Source organism: Streptomyces sp. NPDC058796 (assembly GCF_042745235.1).
Classification (GTDB): domain Bacteria; phylum Actinomycetota; class Actinomycetes; order Streptomycetales; family Streptomycetaceae; genus Streptomyces.
On sequence record NZ_JBHYOP010000010.1, the window covers coordinates 256,141 to 277,919 of the forward strand.

General features: G+C 72.0%; 19 protein-coding genes and 3 pseudogenes. 11 read left to right on the forward strand and 11 right to left on the reverse strand.

What is annotated here, in order from left to right:
* The first annotated feature begins 29 nt into the window (after positions 1-29).
* Both ACFW47_RS25530 and ACFW47_RS25535 read left to right on the forward strand, forming a co-directional pair.
* A complete protein-coding gene (locus ACFW47_RS25530) occupies positions 30-176 on the forward strand; it encodes a hypothetical protein (protein ID WP_386283972.1) in 147 nt (48 codons plus the stop codon).
* 204 nt (positions 177-380) lie between these two features.
* Complete coding sequence (locus ACFW47_RS25535) at positions 381-1,628, forward strand: NAD(P)/FAD-dependent oxidoreductase (protein WP_386307246.1); 1,248 nt, start codon at positions 381-383, stop codon at positions 1,626-1,628.
* A gap of 307 nt (positions 1,629-1,935) precedes the next feature.
* Here the strand turns inward: ACFW47_RS25535 and ACFW47_RS25540 are convergent, their stop codons facing one another.
* From ACFW47_RS25540 to ACFW47_RS25560, 5 genes and pseudogenes are all read right to left on the reverse strand, one after another.
* Complete coding sequence (locus ACFW47_RS25540) at positions 1,936-2,694, reverse strand: SDR family NAD(P)-dependent oxidoreductase (RefSeq protein WP_386307248.1); 759 nt, start codon at positions 2,692-2,694, stop codon at positions 1,936-1,938.
* A gap of 31 nt (positions 2,695-2,725) precedes the next feature.
* Positions 2,726-4,072 carry an MFS transporter gene (locus ACFW47_RS25545; RefSeq protein WP_386307249.1) on the reverse strand — a complete coding sequence of 449 codons (1,347 nt, stop codon included), beginning with the start codon at positions 4,070-4,072 and terminating at the stop codon, positions 2,726-2,728.
* 100 nt (positions 4,073-4,172) lie between these two features.
* Entirely contained in the window at positions 4,173-4,757 is a 585-nt protein-coding gene (locus tag ACFW47_RS25550; protein ID WP_386283962.1) for a TetR/AcrR family transcriptional regulator, read from the reverse strand.
* A gap of 78 nt (positions 4,758-4,835) precedes the next feature.
* A pseudogene (locus tag ACFW47_RS25555) lies at positions 4,836-5,422 on the reverse strand (dienelactone hydrolase family protein).
* Between the two features lie 80 nt (positions 5,423-5,502).
* Complete coding sequence (locus ACFW47_RS25560) at positions 5,503-6,168, reverse strand: MerR family transcriptional regulator (RefSeq protein WP_386283959.1); 666 nt, start codon at positions 6,166-6,168, stop codon at positions 5,503-5,505.
* A gap of 119 nt (positions 6,169-6,287) precedes the next feature.
* Here ACFW47_RS25560 and ACFW47_RS25565 point away from each other — a divergent pair, with 119 nt between their 5' ends.
* The 4 genes from ACFW47_RS25565 to ACFW47_RS25580 all read left to right on the forward strand — a co-directional run bounded on the left by ACFW47_RS25565 (position 6,288) and on the right by ACFW47_RS25580 (position 10,063).
* The gene (locus ACFW47_RS25565) at positions 6,288-6,701 is read left to right on the forward strand and encodes a DUF3291 domain-containing protein (RefSeq protein ID WP_386283957.1); all 414 of its coding nucleotides are present in this window, start codon (positions 6,288-6,290) and stop codon (positions 6,699-6,701) included.
* 410 nt (positions 6,702-7,111) lie between these two features.
* Positions 7,112-8,740 (forward strand): ribosomal protection-like ABC-F family protein, encoded by a 1,629-nt coding sequence (abc-f, locus tag ACFW47_RS25570; RefSeq protein WP_386307251.1) that lies wholly within the window; start codon positions 7,112-7,114, stop codon positions 8,738-8,740.
* Between the two features lie 14 nt (positions 8,741-8,754).
* Positions 8,755-9,069 (forward strand): DUF5302 family protein, encoded by a 315-nt coding sequence (locus tag ACFW47_RS25575; protein ID WP_386307252.1) that lies wholly within the window; start codon positions 8,755-8,757, stop codon positions 9,067-9,069.
* A 223-nt stretch (positions 9,070-9,292) separates the two neighbouring features.
* Complete coding sequence (locus ACFW47_RS25580; RefSeq protein WP_386307253.1) at positions 9,293-10,063, forward strand: NAD(P)H-dependent oxidoreductase; 771 nt, start codon at positions 9,293-9,295, stop codon at positions 10,061-10,063.
* Between the two features lie 247 nt (positions 10,064-10,310).
* Here the strand turns inward: ACFW47_RS25580 and ACFW47_RS25585 are convergent, their stop codons facing one another.
* Entirely contained in the window at positions 10,311-12,209 is a 1,899-nt protein-coding gene (locus tag ACFW47_RS25585; RefSeq protein WP_386307254.1) for an NAD-binding lipoprotein, read from the reverse strand.
* 584 nt (positions 12,210-12,793) lie between these two features.
* Between ACFW47_RS25585 and ACFW47_RS25590 the strand changes: the two are divergent.
* Positions 12,794-13,043, forward strand: a pseudogene (locus ACFW47_RS25590) (cardiolipin synthase B); the annotation flags it as partial.
* Between the two features lie 94 nt (positions 13,044-13,137).
* Here ACFW47_RS25590 and ACFW47_RS25595 read toward each other — a convergent pair.
* Positions 13,138-13,821: a 1,4-alpha-glucan branching protein gene (locus ACFW47_RS25595; protein ID WP_386307256.1), complete on the reverse strand. Its 684-nt coding sequence runs from the start codon at positions 13,819-13,821 to the stop codon at positions 13,138-13,140.
* A 223-nt stretch (positions 13,822-14,044) separates the two neighbouring features.
* On the opposite strand from ACFW47_RS25595, the gene ACFW47_RS25600 reads away from it, so the two are divergent.
* The 4 genes and pseudogenes from ACFW47_RS25600 to ACFW47_RS25615 all read left to right on the forward strand — a co-directional run bounded on the left by ACFW47_RS25600 (position 14,045) and on the right by ACFW47_RS25615 (position 15,425).
* The gene (locus tag ACFW47_RS25600; RefSeq protein WP_386283941.1) at positions 14,045-14,656 is read left to right on the forward strand and encodes a TetR/AcrR family transcriptional regulator; all 612 of its coding nucleotides are present in this window, start codon (positions 14,045-14,047) and stop codon (positions 14,654-14,656) included.
* Positions 14,657-14,788: pseudogene (locus ACFW47_RS25605) on the forward strand (hypothetical protein); the annotation flags it as partial.
* Positions 14,789-14,897: 109 nt separating this feature from the next.
* Positions 14,898-15,065 (forward strand): DUF6069 family protein, encoded by a 168-nt coding sequence (locus ACFW47_RS25610; RefSeq protein WP_386283938.1) that lies wholly within the window; start codon positions 14,898-14,900, stop codon positions 15,063-15,065.
* Between the two features lie 174 nt (positions 15,066-15,239).
* Complete coding sequence (locus tag ACFW47_RS25615) at positions 15,240-15,425, forward strand: hypothetical protein (protein WP_386307257.1); 186 nt, start codon at positions 15,240-15,242, stop codon at positions 15,423-15,425.
* Positions 15,426-15,561: 136 nt separating this feature from the next.
* Here the strand turns inward: ACFW47_RS25615 and ACFW47_RS25620 are convergent, their stop codons facing one another.
* The 4 genes from ACFW47_RS25620 to ACFW47_RS25635 all read right to left on the reverse strand — a co-directional run bounded on the left by ACFW47_RS25620 (position 15,562) and on the right by ACFW47_RS25635 (position 21,760).
* Entirely contained in the window at positions 15,562-16,095 is a 534-nt protein-coding gene (locus ACFW47_RS25620; RefSeq protein ID WP_386307258.1) for a hypothetical protein, read from the reverse strand.
* A 147-nt stretch (positions 16,096-16,242) separates the two neighbouring features.
* The gene (locus tag ACFW47_RS25625; RefSeq protein ID WP_386283932.1) at positions 16,243-16,935 is read right to left on the reverse strand and encodes a hemerythrin domain-containing protein; all 693 of its coding nucleotides are present in this window, start codon (positions 16,933-16,935) and stop codon (positions 16,243-16,245) included.
* Positions 16,936-17,096: 161 nt separating this feature from the next.
* Positions 17,097-19,223: a SpoIIE family protein phosphatase gene (locus ACFW47_RS25630; RefSeq protein ID WP_386307259.1), complete on the reverse strand. Its 2,127-nt coding sequence runs from the start codon at positions 19,221-19,223 to the stop codon at positions 17,097-17,099.
* A 224-nt stretch (positions 19,224-19,447) separates the two neighbouring features.
* Positions 19,448-21,760 carry an FdhF/YdeP family oxidoreductase gene (locus ACFW47_RS25635; RefSeq protein ID WP_386283927.1) on the reverse strand — a complete coding sequence of 771 codons (2,313 nt, stop codon included), beginning with the start codon at positions 21,758-21,760 and terminating at the stop codon, positions 19,448-19,450.
* Positions 21,761-21,779: the final 19 nt, after the last annotated feature.

A 21,779-nucleotide genomic window follows, 5' to 3' on the forward strand; every position in this document is an offset into this window, starting at 1 on the left:
CTCCGCCGCCCTGCTCGGCTCCGCCGGCGGTGACTGCCCGGCCCTCCGTCGGCGTCGATGCCCTGCGCAACCCCGAACCGCACTTCTTCATCCTGGGTGCCAAGTCCTACGGCGGCCTCAACACCTTCCTGCTGCGCACCGGATGCGAACAGGTCGACCGGCTCGCCGCCACGTAGCCGAAGCATCCGAGCTTCTGCCTTCCGGTACGTGAGCGATGCTGCCAGCGCTCACCCACCGTCAGCTCACGCGCGAGGCGGGCCTGGTCTCCACCCGGGTACCGGATCTCCCGCGGCGGTCGAAGTGATCTGCCTCACGTCCTGTCACAGGAGTCGGTGGCGCGGGGTCTTCATGCCGAGCAGCTGAGCCGAAGGGGAGGAACCATGATCGGGAAGACCCAGGTGGTCGTGGCGGGCGGCGGGTACGCGGGCCTGATGGCCGCGAACCGGCTGACGCAGCGAGACGACCTGACCGTGACGCTGGTCAACCCGCGGTCGGAGCTCGTACACCGGGTCCGACTGCACCAGGTGGCGGGCGGCTCTCACGACGGGGTCGTCGCCTATCAGGACATCCTGGCCGACGGCGTCCGGTTGCTGGTCGATGCCGTGACCCGGATCGAAGCAGCCGGCCGCCGCGTGGAGCTGGCGGGCGGCGGCATGCTCAACTACGACTACCTGATCTACGCCGTGGGCAGCGGCAACGCCGAACCGCGCGTTCCCGGGGCAGCCCAGTACGCCCACTCGGTCTCGAACCTGGAGGAGGCTCAGCGGCTGCGGACGGTTCTCGAGGCCACGCCCGTGACTGCTCACGTGACGGTGGTGGGTGCCGGTCCCACCGGTATCGAGACCGCCGCGGAGTTGGCGGAACAGGGCCGCGCCGTGACCTTGGTGTGCGGTGGCCTTCTCGGCCCTTACCTGCACACCCGGGGCCGACGTGCGGTCGCGAAGAGGCTGGCCGGGCTCGGCGTGTCGGTCGTCGACGGCTCCGGCACGAAGGTGACGGCCGTCAGCCGTGAAGCCGTGCGGCTCGCGGACGGCCGCGAGCTGCCCAGTGAGGTCACCGTCTGGACCGCGGGCTTCGGCGTGCCGGACCTGGCCGTGCGCAGCGGGCTGAGCACCGACACGGTCGGCCGCCTGCTCACGGACGAGACGCTGACGAGCGTCGACGACGAGCGCATCCTCGCGGCCGGGGACGTGGCGGCACCGTCGAACCTGCCGCTGCGGATGAGCTGCCTGAACGCGACGCCGCTGGGGGCACGTGCCGCCGACACCGTGCTCAGCCGACTCGCGGGGGAGCAGCCGGAGCCTCTTCACCAGGGCTTCTACGCTCAGTGCATCAGTCTCGGGCGAAACGCGGGCATCTACCAGTTCGCCAACAGGTCCGACACCGCTGTGATGCTGCATGTCGACAAGGGCCTGGGCGCGAAGATCAAGGAGCTGGTCTGCAACGGCATCATCGACCATTTCGCGAAGGAAGCGCGGAAACCCGGTTCGTTCCGGCTGCACCGCATGCCGGGAGGCGCCGCGAAGCGCCGGCAGCTGCTGCGCACCCAGCGGTCCGACCTGGCCGCCGCCGACCGCGACGGACCGGGTGTTGACACCAGCCGTGAGACGGGCCCCTCCATCCGGTGATCTCCTCCTGCGTGTGAGGTTGTTCCTGCTGCCGGCGTCCAGCGCCCTGCTTTGCCCATCCCTGTCGCCGGGCAGCTCAGCCGCGTATGGGCGCCGGCTCGGCCGTGCGCGGTACGCTCCAGAGCGCTCTCGGCGCGGCCGTCGCGCCGTTGCTGGGCGTCGCCGGCGGGCACACGGTGGTGCCCCTCTTCCCCGGCATGACTCTCTGCGCGTTGATCGCCGTCCTCGCCCGCTTGCTGACCGGGCGTCATGCCGCAGCCGCTGCCTCCTGTACCGATCCGGGGGCGCCGCCGGAGCCCGCCGGCCGTCAGGCCGAGGCCCCGCTGTCGATGACCAGGTCGGCGCCGACCACCGCGCCGGCCGCGGGCGAGGCGAGGTAGAGCACCGCGGCCGCCACCTCCTCCGCCTCGGCGACCCGGCCGAGCGGGTTCTCCGTCTTCACGCGTTCGGCGCGGTCGGCCTCGTTCTCGCCGGGCCGCAGCGACATGGGGGCGGCGGAGGCGCCGGGGCTGACCGCGTTGATGCGGATGCCCTGGTGGATGTGGTCGAGAGCGGCGGCACGGGTCAGCGCCGAGACCGCCGCCTTCGAGGCGACGTACGCGGCGGTGTTCGGGAGCCGCAGGTGCGCGCCCAGGTTGGAGGAGATGTTGACGATGGTGCCGCCGCCGTTGTCCTTCATGTGCGCGATCTCGTGCTTCATGGCCAGCCAGACGCCGGTGACGTTCGTGCGCAGCACCGCGTCCCAGTCCTCCTCGCTCACCTCCCCGGCGGGCACGGTGCCGCGGAGTATCCCGGCGTTGTTGACCGCGATGTCCAGCCCTCCGAAGCGGGCGACGCTCTCGCGCACCAGGTCCCGGAGCCGGCCGGAGTCGGTGACGTCGGCGGTGACGGCGGCGGCCGTGCCGTCCGCGGCCTCGATGAGGCCGGCCGTCTCGTGCAGTGTGGCGGCGGTGCGACCGGCGGCGACCACCAGCGCGCCCTCGGCCGCGAAGGCGAGCGCGATCGCGCGGCCGAGGCCGGAGCCCGCGCCGGTGACGAGGACGGTCTTGCCGGTGAAGCGGTTCATGGGGTGGCTCCTCGAGTAGTGGATTGGTGGATTACCTGGTGCGGTGGTTCAGGAGGGCGACGGCGGCGAGGGCGGCCCCCGTCGCGGCCAGGGACGAGGCGTCGCTGCCGAGCGTGAGCAGAAGGGCGAACAGGACGGTCGGGCCGAACTCCATCGCGGTGTTCAGCACGCCGCCCGCGAGCCCGGTCCGCTGCCGCGGCACGCCTTCGGTGGCGAGCACGGCGGCTCCCGCGAAGGAGGCCGCCGTGCCGGCCGGCAGCAGCACGAGGCCCGGCAGCAGTCCGTATCCGTACGGGATGTGCGCGTCGGTCCCGGTGAGTGCGAGGAGGACGAGCCCGGCCGCGCCGGTGCCGAGGCCGGCGGCCGTGACGGTCCGGGCCCCGTACCGGCCGATGAGCGCTCCCGCCGCCCGGCCCGAGGCGATCAGCACCACGGCGAACGGTACGAACGCCGCCGAGGTCCGCAGCTGTGACCAGTCGCGTGCCTGCTGGAGGTGGAGCGAGAGGACCACGAAGGTCATCGCGGTCGCGCAGGCGCTCAGTGCGATGGCCGCGAGGGCGAGGACGCGCCGCCGGTCGAGCAGGAAGCGGGGCGGCAGCAGCGGGTCGCGGGCGCGGCGCTCGGCGTACCAGAACCCGGCCAGCAGCGCGGCCCCGCCGAGCAGTGGCACGAGCACGCCGGCCGACGACCAGGGGCGGGTGTCGGTGACGACGAGTCCGTAACTGGCCAGGGTGATCCCGGTGGCGGCGAGCAGCGCGCCAGGCAGGTCGAGGGTCCTGTCCCGGCTCGCGGTGGTGTCCGGCAGCAGTCGGGGTGTGAGGGCGAGGGCCGCGAGGGCCACCACGAGCGGCACGGCGAGGGTCCAGCGCCAGGACAGCAGCGTCGAGATGACGCCGGAGAGCAGATTGCCCGCGGTCGCGCCGAGTATCGAGAGCCCGCCCCAGGTGGCCATCGCCCTGCCGTACGCGGTCGGGGAGGGGAAGACGGCGCGCAGCACGGCCATGGCGGCGGGCGCGATCAGGGCCGCCCCCGCGCCCTGCGCGAAGCGCGCTGCCAGCAGCGTCCCCATGCCGGGGGCGAGCGGGGCGGCGGCCGAGGCGGTGGCGAAGAGGACCAGGCCCGCGGTGAGGGCACGCCGCCCGCCGCAGCGGTCCGCGAGGCGCCCGCCGAAGAGCAGCAGCCCCGCGAAGGTCAGTCCGTAGGCGGCGCTCAGCAGGATGAGGTTGGCACGCTGCAGGCCGAGTTCGCGTCCGATGCGGGGCAGCGGTACGGCGATCGCGGCGAGCGTGAAGATCAGCGTGGCCTGGACGCCCCCGAGGAGGAGGAAGGCGGGTCGCTGCCGCACGGTGGCGACGCGGGCAGATGCTGTGGCGGTCATGCCTTCCTCCGGTACTTGACACCTGATACTTGACCGATCAGTCCATTATTTGGGCAAAGGAAAGCCGCCCCGTGTTTCCGGCACCTTTGGCGGGCGCGAGTCAGTCCAGCAGGGCCAGGGCCTGTTCGGCCGCGTCCCGCACCCGGGCGGGGTCGCTCGACGCCTTGCCGACGACCCGTACGCCCTGCAGCAGGACGAGCAGCATGCGGGCCAGGGCGCGCGGATCGCGGCCCTCGGGCAGCTCGCCCTGCGCCTGGGCCCGTACGAGCGCGGAGTGCAGCGGGGTCTCGATGTGCTCCCAGCTGAGCTCGACCCGGCGGGCCGCCGCGGGGTCGCGCGGGGCCAGTTCGGCGGCGGTGTTGGTGACGAAGCAGCCGCTCAGCCGGTCTTCCGGGGAGGTGGCCTCCGCGGCGAAGCGGCGCACCAGCGCCCGCACCGCGGGCAGTGCGGGGCCCGGCTGGGACAACTCGGCGAGCAGGGCCGGGTCGCGGGTCTCGGTGTAGCGGTCCATGGCCTTCAGATACAGCTCGTGCTTGCTGCCGAAGGTCGCGTAGAGGCTGGCTCGGCCGATGCCGAGGTGCTCGACGAGGTCCGCCATCGACGTCGCTTCGTAGCCGCGCCGCCAGAACAGCTCAAGGGCCGACTGCAGGGCGGCGTCCGGATCGAATTCCTTGGTCCTGGCCACGCCGAAGAGCATAGGCGTATCCAGAACGATCGGTCAAATAACTGTGGGTCGTAGCGGATTCGGTCCCGGGCCGGAGCCTCAGCCGCCGCCCAGGGGGCCGTCCAGGAGGGGGAGCAGGCGGTCCCAGTGGTGCTTCAGCCCGGAGGAGCTGAAAGCGTCGGTGTCGGACATGGTGAAGCCGTGGACGCTGCCCCGGGGTGGATCTCGCTGGTGTAGCCGACGCCTGCGGCGTCCAGGGGCTGGTTGAGCTCGCCGAGGGCCTCGGGCGTCAGGTCGCCTTCGGCGTGGCCGAGGTGGGCCCGGGCGGTCAGCCGGGAGAAGAGGCCGGGCCCGTCGACGCCCGCCGGGCCGTGGAACGCGGCGACGGCTGCCACCCGGCCGGGGTGGGCGGCGGTGGTGCGCATCGCCGAGAGGCCGCCTATGCAACAGCCGGTCACCGCGACGGGACCGGCGGCGACCTCGGGTTGGGCGGTGCGGAACCCGAGGTGGGCGTCGGCGTCGGGCAGAACACGTTCGGCGGTGTGCGCCTCGATCAAGGGCATCAGCCGGGCGAGGACCGCTGGCCGCAGCGCGGGCCGGATGCCGAAGCCGTCCGCGTGCATCAGCACCCCCGGGCGCTGCTCACCGCCGCCGGCCTGCGGGCGGGCGAGCGGCGTCCTGCGCACCGGCGCCGCGCCCGACGGGGTGCGCGCGGGGATGCTCGTCGTCCCGGCCGTGTCCTTCGGTCCGGACGTCGCCGGCCGGGTCAGCCGCTCCTGAACCGCAGCGCCGAGTGGTGCTCCTGCGCGAGCCGCCGCAGAGCCAGCAGCGCGGGCTCCAGCAGCACGGTCAGCAGCAGGGCCCGCTCGGCCTGCTGCAGAGGGTCGCCCGCGTCCCGGAGCTGGTCGAGGTCCAGCCGCGCCTGGCGATCGGCGAGTTCGGCGTACGGGACGAGCGAGCGCCAGTCGTAGTCCACCCCGAGGGCCCGCAGCGTCTCCAGCGTCTCGGCGACCACCTGCGCGGCGGGCGGGTTCGGGGACGTCTTCCAGCCCATCTCGGCGGTCAGCGCCGCCACGTCGTCGTCGACCTCCTCCGAGTCCGCCCCGGCGGCGGACGGTTCCGCGGCGCCGGCCCGGCGCGGCGGCCTGCCGGACCGCTCGACGGGCAGCGCGCCGAGCACCAGCCCGAGCAGGAGATGCACATCGCCCTGCTGCTCGTCCACCGCGGCCAGTACGTCCCTGGTGGCGCTCACCGACAGCCCCCTCACCCCGATCAGGGAGCGGATCAGCCGCAGTCGGCGTACGTGGTCATCGTCGTACTCGGCCTGGTTGGCGGCCGTGGAACGGCCGGGGGGCAGCAGCCCGTCCCGCAGGTAGTACTTGATCGTGGGGATGGAGACCCCGCTGCGGCGGCTCAGCTCGGAGATGCGCATCCGGTTCGCTTCCTGCTCGTTCTGGCTTTTTCATTGCCCGTCGGATAACGGTTAGTGCCACTGTCCATTACTGTCTACTATGGATAGTGTCACTTCCCATTCCTGAAGGCGAGACCACGGTGCCCACACTTCCCTGGACCGTTCCGAATCCGCCCCCGCCGAATGGCGTGGCGTACGTCATGGCGTCCCGCTTCGAAGTGCGGTCGCTCAAGGACGTGCCGCGCTTCTTCCTGCGCTCCCTGGCGGCCTGGAAACAGGTCCGTTCGGCCCCCGGCGCCTACGGCGCCTCACTGGTCGCGCAGCCCGCCCGGCGCGTCTTCTACACGCTGTCCGCCTGGCAGGACCGCGACGCCCTGTACGCCTATGCCAGGACCGAGCCGCACCGCGGCATCATGACCTCGCTGCGCTCCACGATGAGCGACTCCACCTTCACCTTCTGGGAAGTCGACACCGCCGGGCTGCCCGTCGCCTGGGAGGATGCCAAACGCCGGCTGGCGGAGCAGGCCCGCACCGATGCCGCGGGCGGCGCCTGAGCCGCGACGAGCACCCGTCGCGCACACGTCCCCTCGGGGCACTCGACCACCCGCTCGACGACGACGGCGGCGCGCCGCGCGTACCGCTCCTCCCGGAACCGTCGCAGCGCCACGGCGGCTTCCATCCCGGCGTTGACGGCCACCAGGTCCCCCTCGAGCGTCTCGGTGGCCGGCGGCAGCTCCCGCGCCGCCTCGGGCACCTGGACCGGCCACGCGGTACGGCCCCGCCGGCCGCCTGGCCGGTCCAGGTTCCCTCGCCGGAATATCCGCTTGCTCTCACCGCCGCCACCATGACAACTTCTCAACGCAACTGCTGTCGCAGTAAGGAGTGGACATGCTCTTCCGGGGCGCTCAACCGACCCCGCGGCCCGCCGGGGCCGCCCTTCACGCGAACGCCTCGGAGCACCCCCATGCCCACGCAGATCAGCGCCCGTGCAGTCACCAAGTCGTACAACGGCCGTCTCGTCCTCGACTCCGTCACCTGCGCCCTCACCACGGGTGAGCGCACCGGCATCATCGGAGAGAACGGCTCGGGCAAGACCACCCTCCTGCGCCTGTTCGCCCGGGTGGAGCAGCCGGACGCCGGCGAGGTCACCGTTCAGAGCGACGGCGGTGTCGGCTACCTCCCACAGGACGGTCGGCTCCCCGCGCACCACACCGTCCAGCAGGCCGTCGACGACGCACTGAGCGACCTGCGCGCCATGGAGCGCCGCATGCGCGGACTCGAGGCCGCCATGACCGACGGCGCCGGCGACGACCGGGTCCTCGCCGAGTACGGCGACCTGCTGACCGCCTTCGAACTGCGCGGCGGCTACGAGGCCGACGCACGGGTCGAACGCGCGCTGCACGGCCTCGGCCTCGGACTTCTGCCGCGCGACCGTACCGTCGGCGTGCTCTCCGGCGGTGAGCAGGTCCGCCTGCGCCTGGCCGCACTCCTCGCCGCGTCCCCAGAGGTCCTCCTGCTGGACGAGCCGACCAACCACCTCGACGCCTCCGCCCTGACCTGGCTCGAGGACCACCTGCGCACCCGGCGCGGCACCACCGTCGCGGTCTCCCACGACCGCACCTTCCTCGGCCGCGTCGCCACCACCCTGCTGGAGGTCGACGCCGACCGGCACACCGTCACCCGCTACGGCAACGGCTACACCGGCTACCTCGCCGAGAAGGCCGCGGCCCGGCAGCGCTGGGTACAGGAACACGCCCGCTGGGAAGCGGACGTGGCCGCCCAACGCGAAGCCGCCGGCACCACGGCCCGCCGCGTCGCCCCCGGCCGGGCCATGACCGACGGCAACAAAATGGCCTACGACCGTGCCGCCGGCCGCGTCCAGCAGTCCCTGGCCAGCAGGGTCCGCAACGCCGAGGAACGTCTGCGCCGCCTGCTCGCCGACCCCGTGCCCCGGCCGCCCGAGCCGCTCCGCTTCACGCCGACCCTGCGGTCGGGCCGGCTCTCCGGCACGGTCCTGGACGCCATCGGCGTCGCCGTCACCGGCCGCCTCGCTCCCACCGACCTCACCGTTCGGGCAGGGGACCGGCTCCTGATCACCGGGAGCAACGGCACCGGCAAGAGCACCCTGCTGAGCGTCCTGGCCGGCAGGCTCACTCCTGCGGCCGGTCGCGTCACACGCCGGGGTCGCATCGGCCATCTCCCCCAGGAGCCCGCCCCCGGCCGCCCCGGCGAGACCCTGCTCCACGCCTACGCCCGGGGGCTGCCGGGCCACCCCGAGGAGCACACCGAACGCCTGCTCGCACTCGGCCTGTTCACCCCCGAACGCCTCACGGCCCGCGTCACCGAACTCTCCACCGGCCAGCGCCGGCGCCTGGCCCTGGCCCGCCTGCTGAGCCGCCCCAGCGACGTCCTGCTGCTGGACGAGCCCACCAACCACCTCTCCCCGGCGCTCATCGAAGACCTGGAACAAGCCCTGGCCGACTACCCCGGCACGCTTCTCCTGGTCTCCCACGACCGCCGCCTGCGCGCCCGGTGGCAGGGCGACCACATCGCCCTCCCGCCGCGTGACACCGTCCCGTCCCTGACCGACTGACCAGGAGCCGACACATGACCGACACGCCGACGCCGCACAACCAGCCCGCCACCCAGCCGGAGAACGAGAAGCCCGAGAACGAGAAGCCCGAGACCGAGAAGCCGGAGACCGAGAAGCCGGAGACCGAGAAGCCGGAGACCGGCACCCCCGCGAACGAGAAGAAGACGGCTCCGGCCGAGACGGATGCCAAGCGGAGGTTCCAGGAGGCCCTGGAGCGCAAGGCAGCCGTCAGCCGCTCCCGCCAGGCCCACGAGGACGGCCGCCTCAAGCTCAAGGGCTTCAGCGGGCCCAAGGGCCAGAACCGCGCCTTCCGCCGCAAGTCCGGCTGACCGCGGGCCGCAGAGAGCGGGCCGTCGGCCGACCAACAGGCCGGCGGCCCGCCGCACGCAGGGAACGGGAGCCCTCTGGCTCCGAAGGCACCGAGAAACTGCAGGCTTGACAGCTTCCTGCCGCGCGTGCTCGATTCCCTCTGTCCGCGGTGGCCAGATTCTTTCACTCCATGGCCATCTGGTCACTGACGCTGCGCGAGGACGGAAGTACATGCTGGGGCGCATGAACATCCTCTGGGTCTTCGCTCACCCCGAGCAGCGCTCTCTCAACGCTTCCCTGATGTCCGACGCGCTCGGCGCCCTGGACGCGCTCGGACACGCGTACCAGGTGTCCGACCTGTACGCGATGAAGTGGAAGGCGGTCGTCGACGCCGACGACTTCGGCGGGAGGCCGCCCGACGGTGAACGGCTGTTCGTCGGCGCTGCACAGGAACACGCCTACACGACAGGCGAGTTGAGTACCGACATCCGCGCCGAGATCGAGAAGCTGCTCTGGGCGGACGTGCTGGTCCTGCACTTCCCGCTGTGGTGGTTCGGGCCTCCGGCGATCCTCAAGGGCTGGTTCGACCGGGTCCTGGTGCAGGGTCTCGGGTTCGGCGTGAAGGCGCCGGACGGGCACACCCGCCGGTACGGGGACGGCGGTCTGGCCGGCAAGCGGGCCCTGGTCGTCACGTCGGTGGGGGCCCGGCCTTCCGGGTTCGGGCCGCGCGGGATCCACGGACACATGGACAAGGTGCTGTTCCCGCTGCTGCACGGCACGTTCTGGTACACGGGCATGGCGCCGCTCATGCCGTTCGTGACGTACGGCGCGGACCGGCACGACGCGGCGGACTACGCCCGTACGTCCGCCGCCCTGCGGGAGCGGCTGCGTGCGCTGCCCGATGAAGGACCGCTGCGCTACCGGCCCGAGGCAGGCGGTGAGTACGACGACGAGCTCGTCCTGAAACCCGACCACGCGCCGGGCCGCGAGGGCCTGGGAATCCACGAGCGGTGAAGATGCCGGAAACCCACGCCGGTCCGGCCGTGACGCGGACACCGGTGCCGACAGGACGCACTCGACAGGGCTGGCCGTGGCGGGTGTGATGGGCCCGCCCGCGGCCGCCGAGCCGGATGAGGTAGCCGGTCAAATCCCGATCAGCTGGCGGCTCCGGCGGTGTCCGCACGGCACCGCCGCAACGGTGGCCGGCCCCGTGACGGGTCTCCCGGGCTGAGTCCTGGCGAGCCCCTGCTCATGCCCTCCGTCAGTCCCTGCCGATGACGACCACCTCGTCCTCGGCCGTCCACCGGCGCAGCTCGCGTTTGGGCGGATTGATCCGCACGCCGTAGCGGGGGCTCGTCGACGAGTCATCGTGGCTGCGGTAACCGATGGCGCATTCTCCGCGACGGCGTGCCGCGGCCACAACCGTGGCGAAGAACGTCTCACTCCCCGGCAGCACGTAGTCAGTCGCCGGCCGCAGGCGGACCCCGGCCCCTTCGGCGGAGAACAGTTCCTCGAACACCTCTGCCAGGTGCCGGTTCTGGGAGATCTGGGACATGAGCAGGCCGATGAGCTTGCCGCTGATGATCACGTCGGCCCCGGGGCTGATGGGGGCCAGTGCCCGGTTTCGGTCGTCGATCAGCTCGGTGACGACCGGCAGCTCGCGCCCGGTGGCTTCTTCCAGTTGGCGCAGCAGCAGAAGGGTGACGAGTGTGCGGTTGTCGGGATCGTCCGACGGCCGCCCGGGAACGGGGTCCCGACCCAGCACGATCACGCTGTCGTAGGAGTGGACGTCCAGGCGCCGCAAGGTCTCGGGACGGGTGATGTCCCCGTGGTACAGCGCCAGGCTCAAGCCGCTCCCGCTGTCCGCGTCGGCCTCGCTCACCTGGCGCATCGTCGCTTCCCCCCGTTCCGCCACCACATCGACGGCTGAGCCGGGCCGGGCGCGCCGGTGCAACTGGTCGACGATGAGTGGGGCCCGGCGGTTCCAGCCCAGCAAGAGAATCCGCTCCGGCGGCGCGGGCGTCGAAGAGCGGGATGCCATCGCGGCCTTCTCGACCGACTCCGCGCACTCGTCCAGCCAGGCGGTGTCGTCGTCCTGGGTGATGACGACGAGCAGGTCGTCCGGGGCGATCGGCGTCTCCGGCGGCGGGCTGAGCACAGGGGTGCCGCATCGCATCAGCCCGACGACGCTCGACGTCGAGTAGGACAGGAGAGCGTCGCCGAACGGGCGGCCGGTCAGGGCCGGCTCGCTGATGAGGTAGAACTCGTCTCCGGCGAAGTCGAGGAGTTCCTGGTGGACGAGGGAGATCCCGGGACGGCGGGCGGCCTGGACGATCAGCCGCGCGGTGACGGTGTCACTCTCCAGGACGACGCCGCCAGGTCCGGCGGCGAGACAGGCGGCCAGGCGGTACTGGTCGTCCCGCACGGCGGCGACGACGGGCGGACGCGGCTCCGCCCCGGCCAGCGCCGTCCGGAGCGCCAGCAGTGTCTTCACCACCTCCGCGTCTGCGTCGGGCTCGTCAGGGGGCAGGACCAGCACGACACCGGCCGTGACCGGGCTGGTCAACGGCAACACCGCCGGGTCGGTGGTGGGGCCGCTGCGGCAGATCAGCCGCGTACGGCCGAAGGAGCCCACCTTCGTACCCAGTGCCTCCTCCATGACGGTCTTGTCCCGGTCGGCCAGCACCACAACCGCCGCGCTGCGCTGGTTGACGTTGGCGGCCACCAGCTCGCTCACCACCGTGAACACCTGCTCCGACCATCCCAGAACCACGGCGTGCCCCTGTTCGAGCACGGTGGAACGGCCTCGTCGCAACGAGGTGAGCCGCTCCGTCAGCGCCGTCGTGATCAGGCCGACGAGCGTGGAGACGTACAGCAGAGTGACCAGCGCGAGCAGCACCGACATCATCGCCCGCAGCGGTGTACCCGTCGCACCGCCCAGCCGCAGCGTCTCCCCGGTGAGACGCCACACCTCCGCCAGCCGCTTCGCCAGGGACGGCGGGGCATCGGGGTCGGTCCACACCAGCACCGCACTGGTCGGCACGACGACGGCCAGACACAGCAGCGCCATCCAGCCGACGAGAGCGGCGGCACCGCGGGCCAGTGTGCTGTCGAACCAGTAACGGGCTCTGTCACCGAGCGGAGTCCGCCGCTGCGCCACCGTTCCCCCTTCCGTCTCCCCGTGCTTCCACGAGGCCACGGCGGCACCGCATGGGCGATGCGCCGAGCGGCCCGCCGGAGAGCGCGGACGTGGACACGCATGTCGCAGTGTGGGCTATCGATCCGGGTGGCAGACGGAGTTCGATCAGCGTTCATCCCTTCGGGTGCCCGAGGCGTTCACGCGGCGGACCTGCGCAGACGTGAGTCTCTCCACCGTCTTGGCTCCTTCGGGCCAATGTCTGAGCGAGGAGCGAACGCCTGGCCACCGCCGCCGGTACGAGGACCGCCGTGACTGACGGTCACACGGTGGCGCGTTCCGACGGCGGTCTGTCGCGGTGGAGCTTCGCGGCGGCGGCCGGGACACCGAGTGCGACCGGTGTCTCACCGCAGCCCGCGCTCCCGGTAATAGACTTCGACGATCGTCCCCTGGTGCCCGGCTGCCAACGCGTCCTGCAGAAGGGACTGTCGGCCCAGCGACGGGCGCGGCCCGAGAGCGAAGAATGACCGGCACCCAGCACACACCGGTACCGCGGACGGCGCACACGGTGAAGGGGCCGTCGGTGAGCTGGCCGTGCGGATACGGCGCCGTCTGGAGCGTCTGCCGTGGTGCAGGTGGTGCGCGGCTCGGCCAGTTTCGGTTGGCAGGACACGCAGACGCTGATCCGGGTCCTGATCGAGTCGGCCGAGGAACGCTTTCGGCCGGCCACCGCCTACTTCTCGCCGGACACCCCGCTTCGTCGAGCTGCCGTGCGCCGCCGCGCGGCGGGGCGTCGAGGTGGAGATACAGCTGCCCGGCCCGCACATCGACAAGCGGGTCTGCCGGCTGGCCGGGCAGCCGCTACCTGTGACGGCCCACCGGCGCTGATCGGGTTCGCCCACGCCAGCGGCACTCGGTGTGGTGAACCGGGCGCAGGGTCGGCTCCCGGCGCTCAGCTGGGCCCGGTCGCGGCTGCCTGCCCGTCGTTGCGCAGGACAACGAACAGCCCCCGCGCGCGGCTGCCGTCCGGCATGTGCCAGGCACCGGCCACGTGGCCAGTCACCTCCGGCGGAAGGACGGGCGCGTTCTCCGGGGCGGCACGCAGGACCCGGTGCAGGCGGAGGGCCGGGCCGTCCGGCGCGGACAGCACAGTGCCCTCCTGGTCGTCGACGGCAGTGGCGGAGAAGTCCGTGGGGGCGGGGCCGTCACCCGTGCAGGAGCGGGTGACCTCCCGGTCGGGGGTGTCGCTGGAGTTCTGGTCCTGGGCCTGGACCCGGCCCGCGACCAGAGCCAGCAACTGGGCGACCAGCACCGGGTCATGACAGCCGTCGTAAGCCCAGCGCCGCCCCAACACCGGGTGCTCCATGGTGCCGACGAGCGCGTGCTCTGCCCCGTCGAGCGGGGCACCGCGATAGGTGAGCGGCACCAAGTAGGCGGTGGGCTGGGCGTCCGAGGTATCGGTGACCACCACGAACTCGATCCCGACCTCACCTTGAGGGTCATCCAGCCGGAAGCCGCCGGCCTTGGCCAGTTCCGGTTCGCCCGGGCCGCCGGAGTACCAAGGCCGGGAGGGGAGCCAGGAGGTCAGCAGATCCAGCTTGGTCGGCTTGAGAGCAACGTGGTGGATGACGGCCATGCCGAGGGTTCCCTTCAGTCGAGCGAATGCGACCTTCATACCCTCCCATCAGCGCGACGCCGGCAGGCCGGTTCCTCAGCCGGGAACCTGCGTGAAGTCACCGGCTTCGAGCCGGCCGGCGAGTACCTGGGGCATGTCGCCGATGCCGGGGCCCCGGGCTGTCAGCCCGTCAGCTACGGCTGCTCCAAGCCGGAGTGAGTACTCACTCCGTATGCTGCCGACCATGACAGCGCCCAAGGAGAACCAGACCACCCGCCGCCGCGCCCCCGCGATGACGCCGGAGGAGCGCCGCGCGATGATCATCCAGACCGCGATTCCACTGATCGCCGAGTACGGGGCCGCGGTGACGACCGCGAAGATCGCCCGCGCCGCGGGCATCGGTGAGGGCACGGTCTTCCGGGTCTTCGCCGACAAGGACGAGCTGCTGCAGGCCTGCGTCGCCGAGGCGCTCTCTCCCGAGCACGCGGTCCGCGAACTCGACGCCATCGACGTGCACCAACCGCTGCCCGACCGGCTCGCGGACGCGGCCGAGGCTCTGCAGGCGCACATGTCCAGGATGGGTGCGATCCTCGGCTCGCTGGGGCATCGCGGCGGCAAGCACCCCGGCACGGTGCGCGGTGCCGGCCGCGACGAGTCGACGACCCGTATCCGCGCGGCCCTCGCGGAGCTGCTGGAGCCCGACAGGGCCACCCTTCGCCGGCCGCCGGAGCAGATCGCGGCCCTCTTCTTCGGGCTGCTGTTCACCCAGCCGCGTACGGAGAACGAGCCCGACCTGACCCCGCAGGAACTGGTGGAGTTCTTCCTGCACGGGGCGCTCTCCGGGGACGCCGAGTGAGTGCGCGGAGAAGGCGCCTGGCGGCTACGGCCCCTGGCCGTCCTGGCCCTCGCCCTGGTCTGGCTGGTCGCGGACCCCCTGCTGGGGCACCGGCTGCAGCTCGCCGACGGCGATCGGACGCTCGACATCGGCGCCGCGCCCGTCGCGGTCGCCGCACTGCTCGCGTCGCTCTCCGGCTGGGGACTGCTCGTTCGCCCCGGAGCGGTTCGGAGCGCGGGGCGCCCGCGCCATCTGGACCGGGGTGGCCGGGACCGTCCTGGCCCTGTCCTTCCTGCCCTTCATCGGCGACGGCATGGACGGCGGCACCCAGGTCTCGCTCGCTCTGATGCACCTGGCGGTGGCGGCGGCCCTGATCCCGGGGCTGGGCGGCACGTCCCCAGGGACGGGAGCCGGCGCGGCCAGAGGGTGACCGCTGCCAGTACCGAGTGCACCGCGACGGCAGCGGAGGGAGGCAGCCCTGCTGTCGCGACCGGCCCACCCCGGAACCGCAACCCTCGACCGTCCCGGTGGGACCGTCGGCGGTGAGGGACCCGTAGGCTGCTCCCGTCCGGCGAACCGCCCGCTGAAGGGAAGCAGCCCCACCGTGTTCCAGCAGACCCCCGTCTACGACCGCCTCGTCGCCGAACGCGGCGACATCCCCGTCCAGGTCCGCGGCGAAGCCGACCGGATACACCGCGATCTGGCACAGGTACTGCACCAGGCGGCCGCCAACCCGCCGAGCGCGCCGCAGAGTGTGTTCGAGCCGAAGACGCCGCCCGGCGACCTGTAGGCCCGGGCCGTCGGCTCCCCCCTCCGGCAGACGGCGGGCATCCGCGCCGGGCTTTTGCACCGGCGCGGTCCGGGCGGCCTGCGCGCCCTCTCACCGGCCGCAGGGGTGACACGAACGCCAGCAGCTGCGCGCGGCGCTATCGCCCCCGCGCCTGGTCGGGGGGTACGGGGGCCACGTCCGTCTGTCGGCCGGGACGGACCGCCGCATGGCGCTGCCCCGGGCCAGGGCCTGAGCGACCTGCCAAGGCGTCGGCGACCACACCCGTGGCGAAGGCGTACACCGCCTTGTGGAGCAGGTCGACGACGAGTTCGTGGCGTGGCCAGGTCTGGGGCGGAGCGCCGACGCCGGTGGCGTTCTCCAGGATCTGGTCGCTGGTGACCCGGACGACGGCGAACTTTCCCGACGACCAGGGCCCGCGAAGCCCGGCGTGCGCCATCACCGACCGCAGGACTCCGAGGAGGGCGCCCTGACCGACGTGCATGGCCAGGTTCACCGGCACGGGTTGGCGGCCCGGGTACTCCCGCATGCCGGTCAGACGTTCCATGGTCCGGGCGGGAACGTGGGAGTCGGGCCGACCGGTCAGCCGTTGCTCCGCCTTCTCGCCCAGTGTCATCACCAGCACCCCGGCCGTACCGGCCAGCAGTCCCTGCCACAGCGCGCGCTTCATCATGACGTGGCGGGTACCCAGGGCTCCGCGGTCCACCTGCCTCCTGAACCTCGCGACTGTCATCGTCTCGTTCGGGGGAGGGCGGAAACCCGGCGCCGGACGGCGCCCACCGGACACCGTGGCGCAGGGCGTCCGCGATGAGTGACCGGGTCAGCGACCAGGGGCCCGGTCCACCGGACGGGTGGCACGGAGCACGCGGAAGACGACGCACGCAGCCCCAGCGGCGCCCAGGACCACCAGGAAGGCGCGGCGGGCGGCGGGGCCGCTGGCCGGCGCCAGGTCACGCAGCCGGTCGAATGCGCTGAGGGGGACACCTCGCACGGCGTTGCCCGGTGGGCGACGAGGGACGCCGGGGTGGGGGCGGGTCGGAGCGGTCGCCCGCACCGCTCCCCACGCGGCGCCGATCCGGCGCAACCGACGGTCGCTGAACGCGTCCCGGAGATGAGGCAGCAGCTCGTCCTCCTCATCCCGGATGTCCTGGCGGATGAGGGTGAACGCCCGCTGGATCCACTCGGCCCGCCGGGGGTCGTCGGGCGACTTCTCGACCCGTGCGACCAGTTCGTTGATCGCCTGATGCTCCTCCTCCACGCGACCGGTGAGCTCCCCGCCGTCGGGGGCCACCCGGCGCAGGACGGGCCACAGGACCGTCTCCTCCGCGAAGGCGTGACTGAACACCAGCTGGACGATGTCCTGCCACAGGGCGTCGAGCTCTTCGTCCGGACCGCCGGCCAGCCAGCGGTTCATCATCGTGTCGAGCCGGGCGTGGTCCCTGCGCTGGCGCATCAGGATGCTGCCGCTCCCTCCCAGCGCCGCGGAATCCCGGTGGGTGATCGAGACGGTCATGGTCGCTCCTGCCTCGCGGCAACGCCTGGCTTCCCGGACCGGCGCTTCTGCTCAGTGCCGGGGTGCGGCCGGTCCGCAGAGTCGGGGTTCCCGTCGAAGGCGTGATCCATCACCTGGCGCTACGTCGGTCATCGCGTCACGGGGCGGCCCGCGGACGCGTCTCATCGGGCGCGCAGCAGGAGCAGGGCGATGTCGTCGGTGTAGGTGTGCCGCGGTACCGCGTAGTGCAGCAGGTCGTCGGCGAGATCGCTGATGTTCTGGCTGCTCGCGGTGGTGAGGTGCTGGGCCAGGGAGTCGATGGTTTCGGTGATGTCGGTGTTCGGCGTTTCCACGAGACCGTCGGTGTAGAGGGCGAGAAGCGATCCGGCCGGCAGGGGCGAGGTGGTGACCGGGTAGCCGGTTCCCGGCGTCGAGCCGATGCCCAGGAGAGGGCCGGGCTCCACATCGATGACGCGGGTGTGCGGTGCGGGCGCCACGGTGCGCAGGAGCGGGGGAGGGTGCCCCGCGCTGGCGAGGTGAAGGCGGTGACCGGCGAGGTCGATGTGGATGTAGAGACAGGAGACGAAGAGGTCCGTTTCCAGGTCCGCCAGAACGCGGTCGGTGCGGACCAGGACTTCCTCGGGGTGTGCGCCGGCGGTGGCGTGGACGGCGGTGCGGACCTGTCCCATGAGGGCGGCGGCGTTGATGTTGTGTCCCTGTACATCCCCGATGACGGCGGCGGCGGTGGTGTCGCTGAGACGGATCAGATCGTAGAAGTCACCGCCGATGTCCATGCCGTGCGTGGACGGCAGGTAGCGGGCGGCGACGTCTAGGCCGGGGACGCGCGGCAGGGTCGTCGGCAGGAGTGCCTGCTGCAGGCCGTGGGCCAGGTCGTGCTTGGCGTCGTAGAGCAGGGCGCGGTCCATGGCCTGGGCGATGAGCCCGCCCAGCGAGACGAGCACGGCGCGTTCGCCGGCACCGAAGGAGTGCGGCTCGTCGTAGGACAGGATGCAACAGCCGACGCGCCGGTCGGACACCACCAGGGGGAGGAACGCCCACGCCTGCTTGCCGCTCAGTGCGGGGGCCCTCGGATAGGACCGGGCCATCTCGTCGGGGTTGGCGAAGAAGGCCGGGATGGCGTTGCGCAGCACGTGACCCGCGGGTGTCACGTCCGTGTCCAGGGGCAGTCCGTCGAGGCGGGCGATGGTGCGCGGGTCGTACCCGCGCTGGCCGGTGATCTTGAGGCGTCCGGAGTCGGCGGCCGAGATGACCATGCCCTGGGCTCCGAACGCGGGCAGGATCTGGTCGGCCACCACGTTGATCACGTCGGCCGTCGTGACGGTCTGGCTGAGCGCGGCAGACAGGTGGATCAGCTGGTGGACCCGCCCCGTGGCGGGGCCTGCCGGTGAGGTGAGCGGGGTGCTGATACGAGGTGGTGGCCCGTCGGCCGGATGCTGGTGGTCCTTGTTGCGGGAGACGAGGACGCTGATGCCGCTCTCGTCCGGGTAGAGCCGGAAGTCGAGCCAGGTGCCGGGCGGGCGCAGCGCGGTGAAGGCGACGGGCTCACGGCTGAAGACCGCCGCGCGGTAGTGCTCCTCGTGGACCGGGTCGTCGAGCCACGGCACGGCCTGCCACGGCATGGTGCCCAGGAGACGGTCGGCCGGGCGGCCCAGCAGCTGTGCCGCGGCGTCGTTGAGATACGTGACGCGCCCCTCCAGGTCGAGACTGAGCGCGCCCACGGGCAGTCGCTGGACCAGGTCGACGGCGGCGAGCTGGGCCTGTGCCGAAGCGATGTCGGCTCGTCGCAGGGGCACGGTGCGCGGCTGGTCCGGGAGGGCCCACGAGGTGGGTGCCTGGTCCAGTACCTGGGTGAGGCGCCGCGCGCTGGACAGGATCTGTCCGCGTTCCCGCGGGGTGAGGGACGGCGGGTGACTCCTGGACCACACGAGTACCATCGCCCCGTAGCGGCGGACACCGTGCAGGGGCGCGAAGGCCGCCGCGAACTGGTAGGGCATGCCGGCCGCGGCGTTCGGGTACACGCGGGCGAGGTCCTCCTGGCGGCCGACCCAGACCAGGTGGTCCTCCCGCACGGCCTCCGACAGGGGCCCCGCGGCCGATACCGCCACCCGCCGCCACGGCGCCACGGTCGCCGTCGGCATCCCGCACACCGCCGCCAGACCGAGCACGGGTTCCCGTGCCGCCAACAGGTACAGACCACCTGCCAAAGCCCCCGTGCGACGGACCGTGGCGCTGAGCGCTTCGTCCAGGGAAGCCGCGTCGCCGTCGCGGACAGGCAGGTCATCACTCACATTTACGACGGTATGCCAACTCGGGAGTTCTTGGCGGTGTGGGCCGAGTGCCGACGTGACCGCGCGGAAGGTGCGCTCGCGTCCTCTTGGTGAGCCTCGAGGGAGCACGGCCCCGCTCGGCTCGGCGGAGCCGCGAAGTCCTGCGGAGCCGCGAAGCCCGGCGTACAGCCCGGGGCGTCCGAGGGTGCCCGCCGCGGTCGGGCCCCCTCGGAGACGTACCGCGGTCAGGCGGGTGAGGGTTGCGTCCGGTCGAGGACGGGTTCGAGGCGGACGACGATGCCCTTCGACGTGGGCTGATTGCTGATGTCCGCGACGCTGTCCAGCGGTACCAGGACGTTGGTCTCGGGATAGTAGGCGGCGGCCGAGCCCTTGGCGGCCGGGTAGGAGACGACCTGGAAGTTCTCGGCCCGGCGCTCGGTGCCGTCCGCCCAGACGCTCACCAGGTCGACGTGATCGCCCTGGCTGAGGCCGAGTACGCTGAGGTCGGCCGGGTTGACGAGTACGACGTGACGGCTGCCGTGGATGCCGCGGTAGCGGTCGTTGTCGGTGTAGGGGACGGTGTTCCACTGGTCGTGCGAGCGCAGTGTCTGCAGCAGCAGATGGCCTTCGGGCGCCCGGGGGACCACGCTCTCGTTGCTGGTGAACAGGGCCTTGCCGACCTTGTTGTTGAAGACGCCCTCGTTGACCGGGTTGGGCAGTTGGAAGCCCCCGGGCCGGGACACGCGTGCGTTGAAGTCGTGGAAGCCCGGCACGACGCGGGAGATGCGGTCGCGGACGGTGTTGTAATCGCCCTCGAACGTCTCCCAGGGGATGCCCGCCTTGTCGCCCAGGGTGCGCCGGGCGAGCCGGCACAGGATCGCGATCTCACTGAGGAGCGTCGGGGAGGCCGGTTCGAGGCGGCCCCGGGACGTGTGCACCTCACTCATGGAGTTCTCGACGGTGACGAACTGCTCACCGTCGGCCTGGACGTCGCGTTCGGTGCGTCCCAGGGTCGGCAGGATCAGTGCGGTGTCACCGCATACGGTGTGCGAGCGGTTGAGCTTGGTGGAGATGTGGGCGGTCAGCCGGCACGAGCGCATCGCCTCCTCGGTGACGTCGCTGTCGGGAGCGGCGCGGACGAAGTTGCCGGCCAGGGCGAGGAAGACCTTGACGCGGCCCTCGCGCATCGCCTTGATCGAGTCCACCGAGTCCAGTCCGTGGGCACGCGGCGGGTCGAAGCCGAATTCTTTCTGAAGGGCGTCGAGGAAGGTGTCCGGCATCTGCTCCCAGATGCCCATGGTGCGGTCGCCCTGGACGTTGCTGTGGCCGCGCACCGGGCAGGCGCCGGTGCCGGCGCGTCCCAGGTTGCCGCGGAGCAACAGGAAGTTGACGATCTCCCGGATGGTGGGCACGCCGTGCTTGTGCTGGGTGATGCCCATCGCCCAGCAGACGATGACGCGTTCGCTCGCGAGGACCTCGTCGCGTACCTTCTCGATCTCCTCGCGGGTCAATCCGGTCGCCGTGCACACGTCGTCCCAGTCCACCGAGCGGGCGTGCTGGGCGAACTCCTCGAAGCCGGTGGTGTGGGCGTCGATGAAGTCGTGGTCCAGGACGGTGCCGGGCCGGGCGTCCTCGGCCTCCAGCAGCAGGCGGTTGAGGGCCTGGAACAGGGCGAGGTCGCCGCCCGGCTTGATGTGCAGGAAGCGGTCGGCGATCTGGGTGCCGCGCCCGACGATCCCGCGCGGCTGCTGCGGGTTCTTGAAGCGTCGCAGCCCGGCCTCCGGGAGCGGGTTCACGGCCACGATCCGGCCGCCGCCCCGCTTGGCCTCCTCCAGCGCGCTGAGCTGCCGCGGGTGGTTGCTGCCCGGATTCTGCCCGACCAGGAAGATCAGGTCGGCGTGGTGGAGGTCGTCGAGGCTCACGGTGCCCTTGCCGGTCCCCAGGGTCTCGCTCAAGGCGAAGCCGCTGGACTCGTGGCACATGTTGCTGCAGTCGGGCAGGTTGTTGGTGCCGAAGGCACGGGCGAAGAGCTGCAGGACGAAGGCGGCCTCGTTGCTGGCGCGGCCCGAGGTGTAGAACACGGCCTCGTCGGGTGAGGCCAGCGACTTGAGCTCCTCCGCGAGGATCCCCAGCGCGTCGTTCCAGCCGATGGGCTCGTAGTGCGAGGAACCGGGCCGTTTGATCATCGGCTCGGTGAGCCGGCCCTGCTGGTTGAGCCACATGTCTGAGCGTCCGGCGAGGTCGGCGACGCTGTGCTCACGGAAGAAGCCGGCGGTCACCCGCCGCGTGGTGGCCTCGTCGTTGATGTGCTTGGCGCCGTTCTCGCAGTACTCGTTGCGGTGGCGCCGGCCCGGGGCCGGGTCCGCCCACGCACAGCCGGGGCAGTCGATCCCGCCCACCTGGTTCATGGTCAGCAGGTCCACTCCGGTCTTGCGCGGGGAGGTCTGCTCCAGGGAGTACTCCAGCGCGTGCACGACCGCGGGGACTCCGGCCGCCCACTTCTTCGGCGGTGTCACGGAGAGGCTGGTCTCCGGCTCCTCACCGTGCGGCTTGCGCATGTGTTCGCCTTTCTCTCGC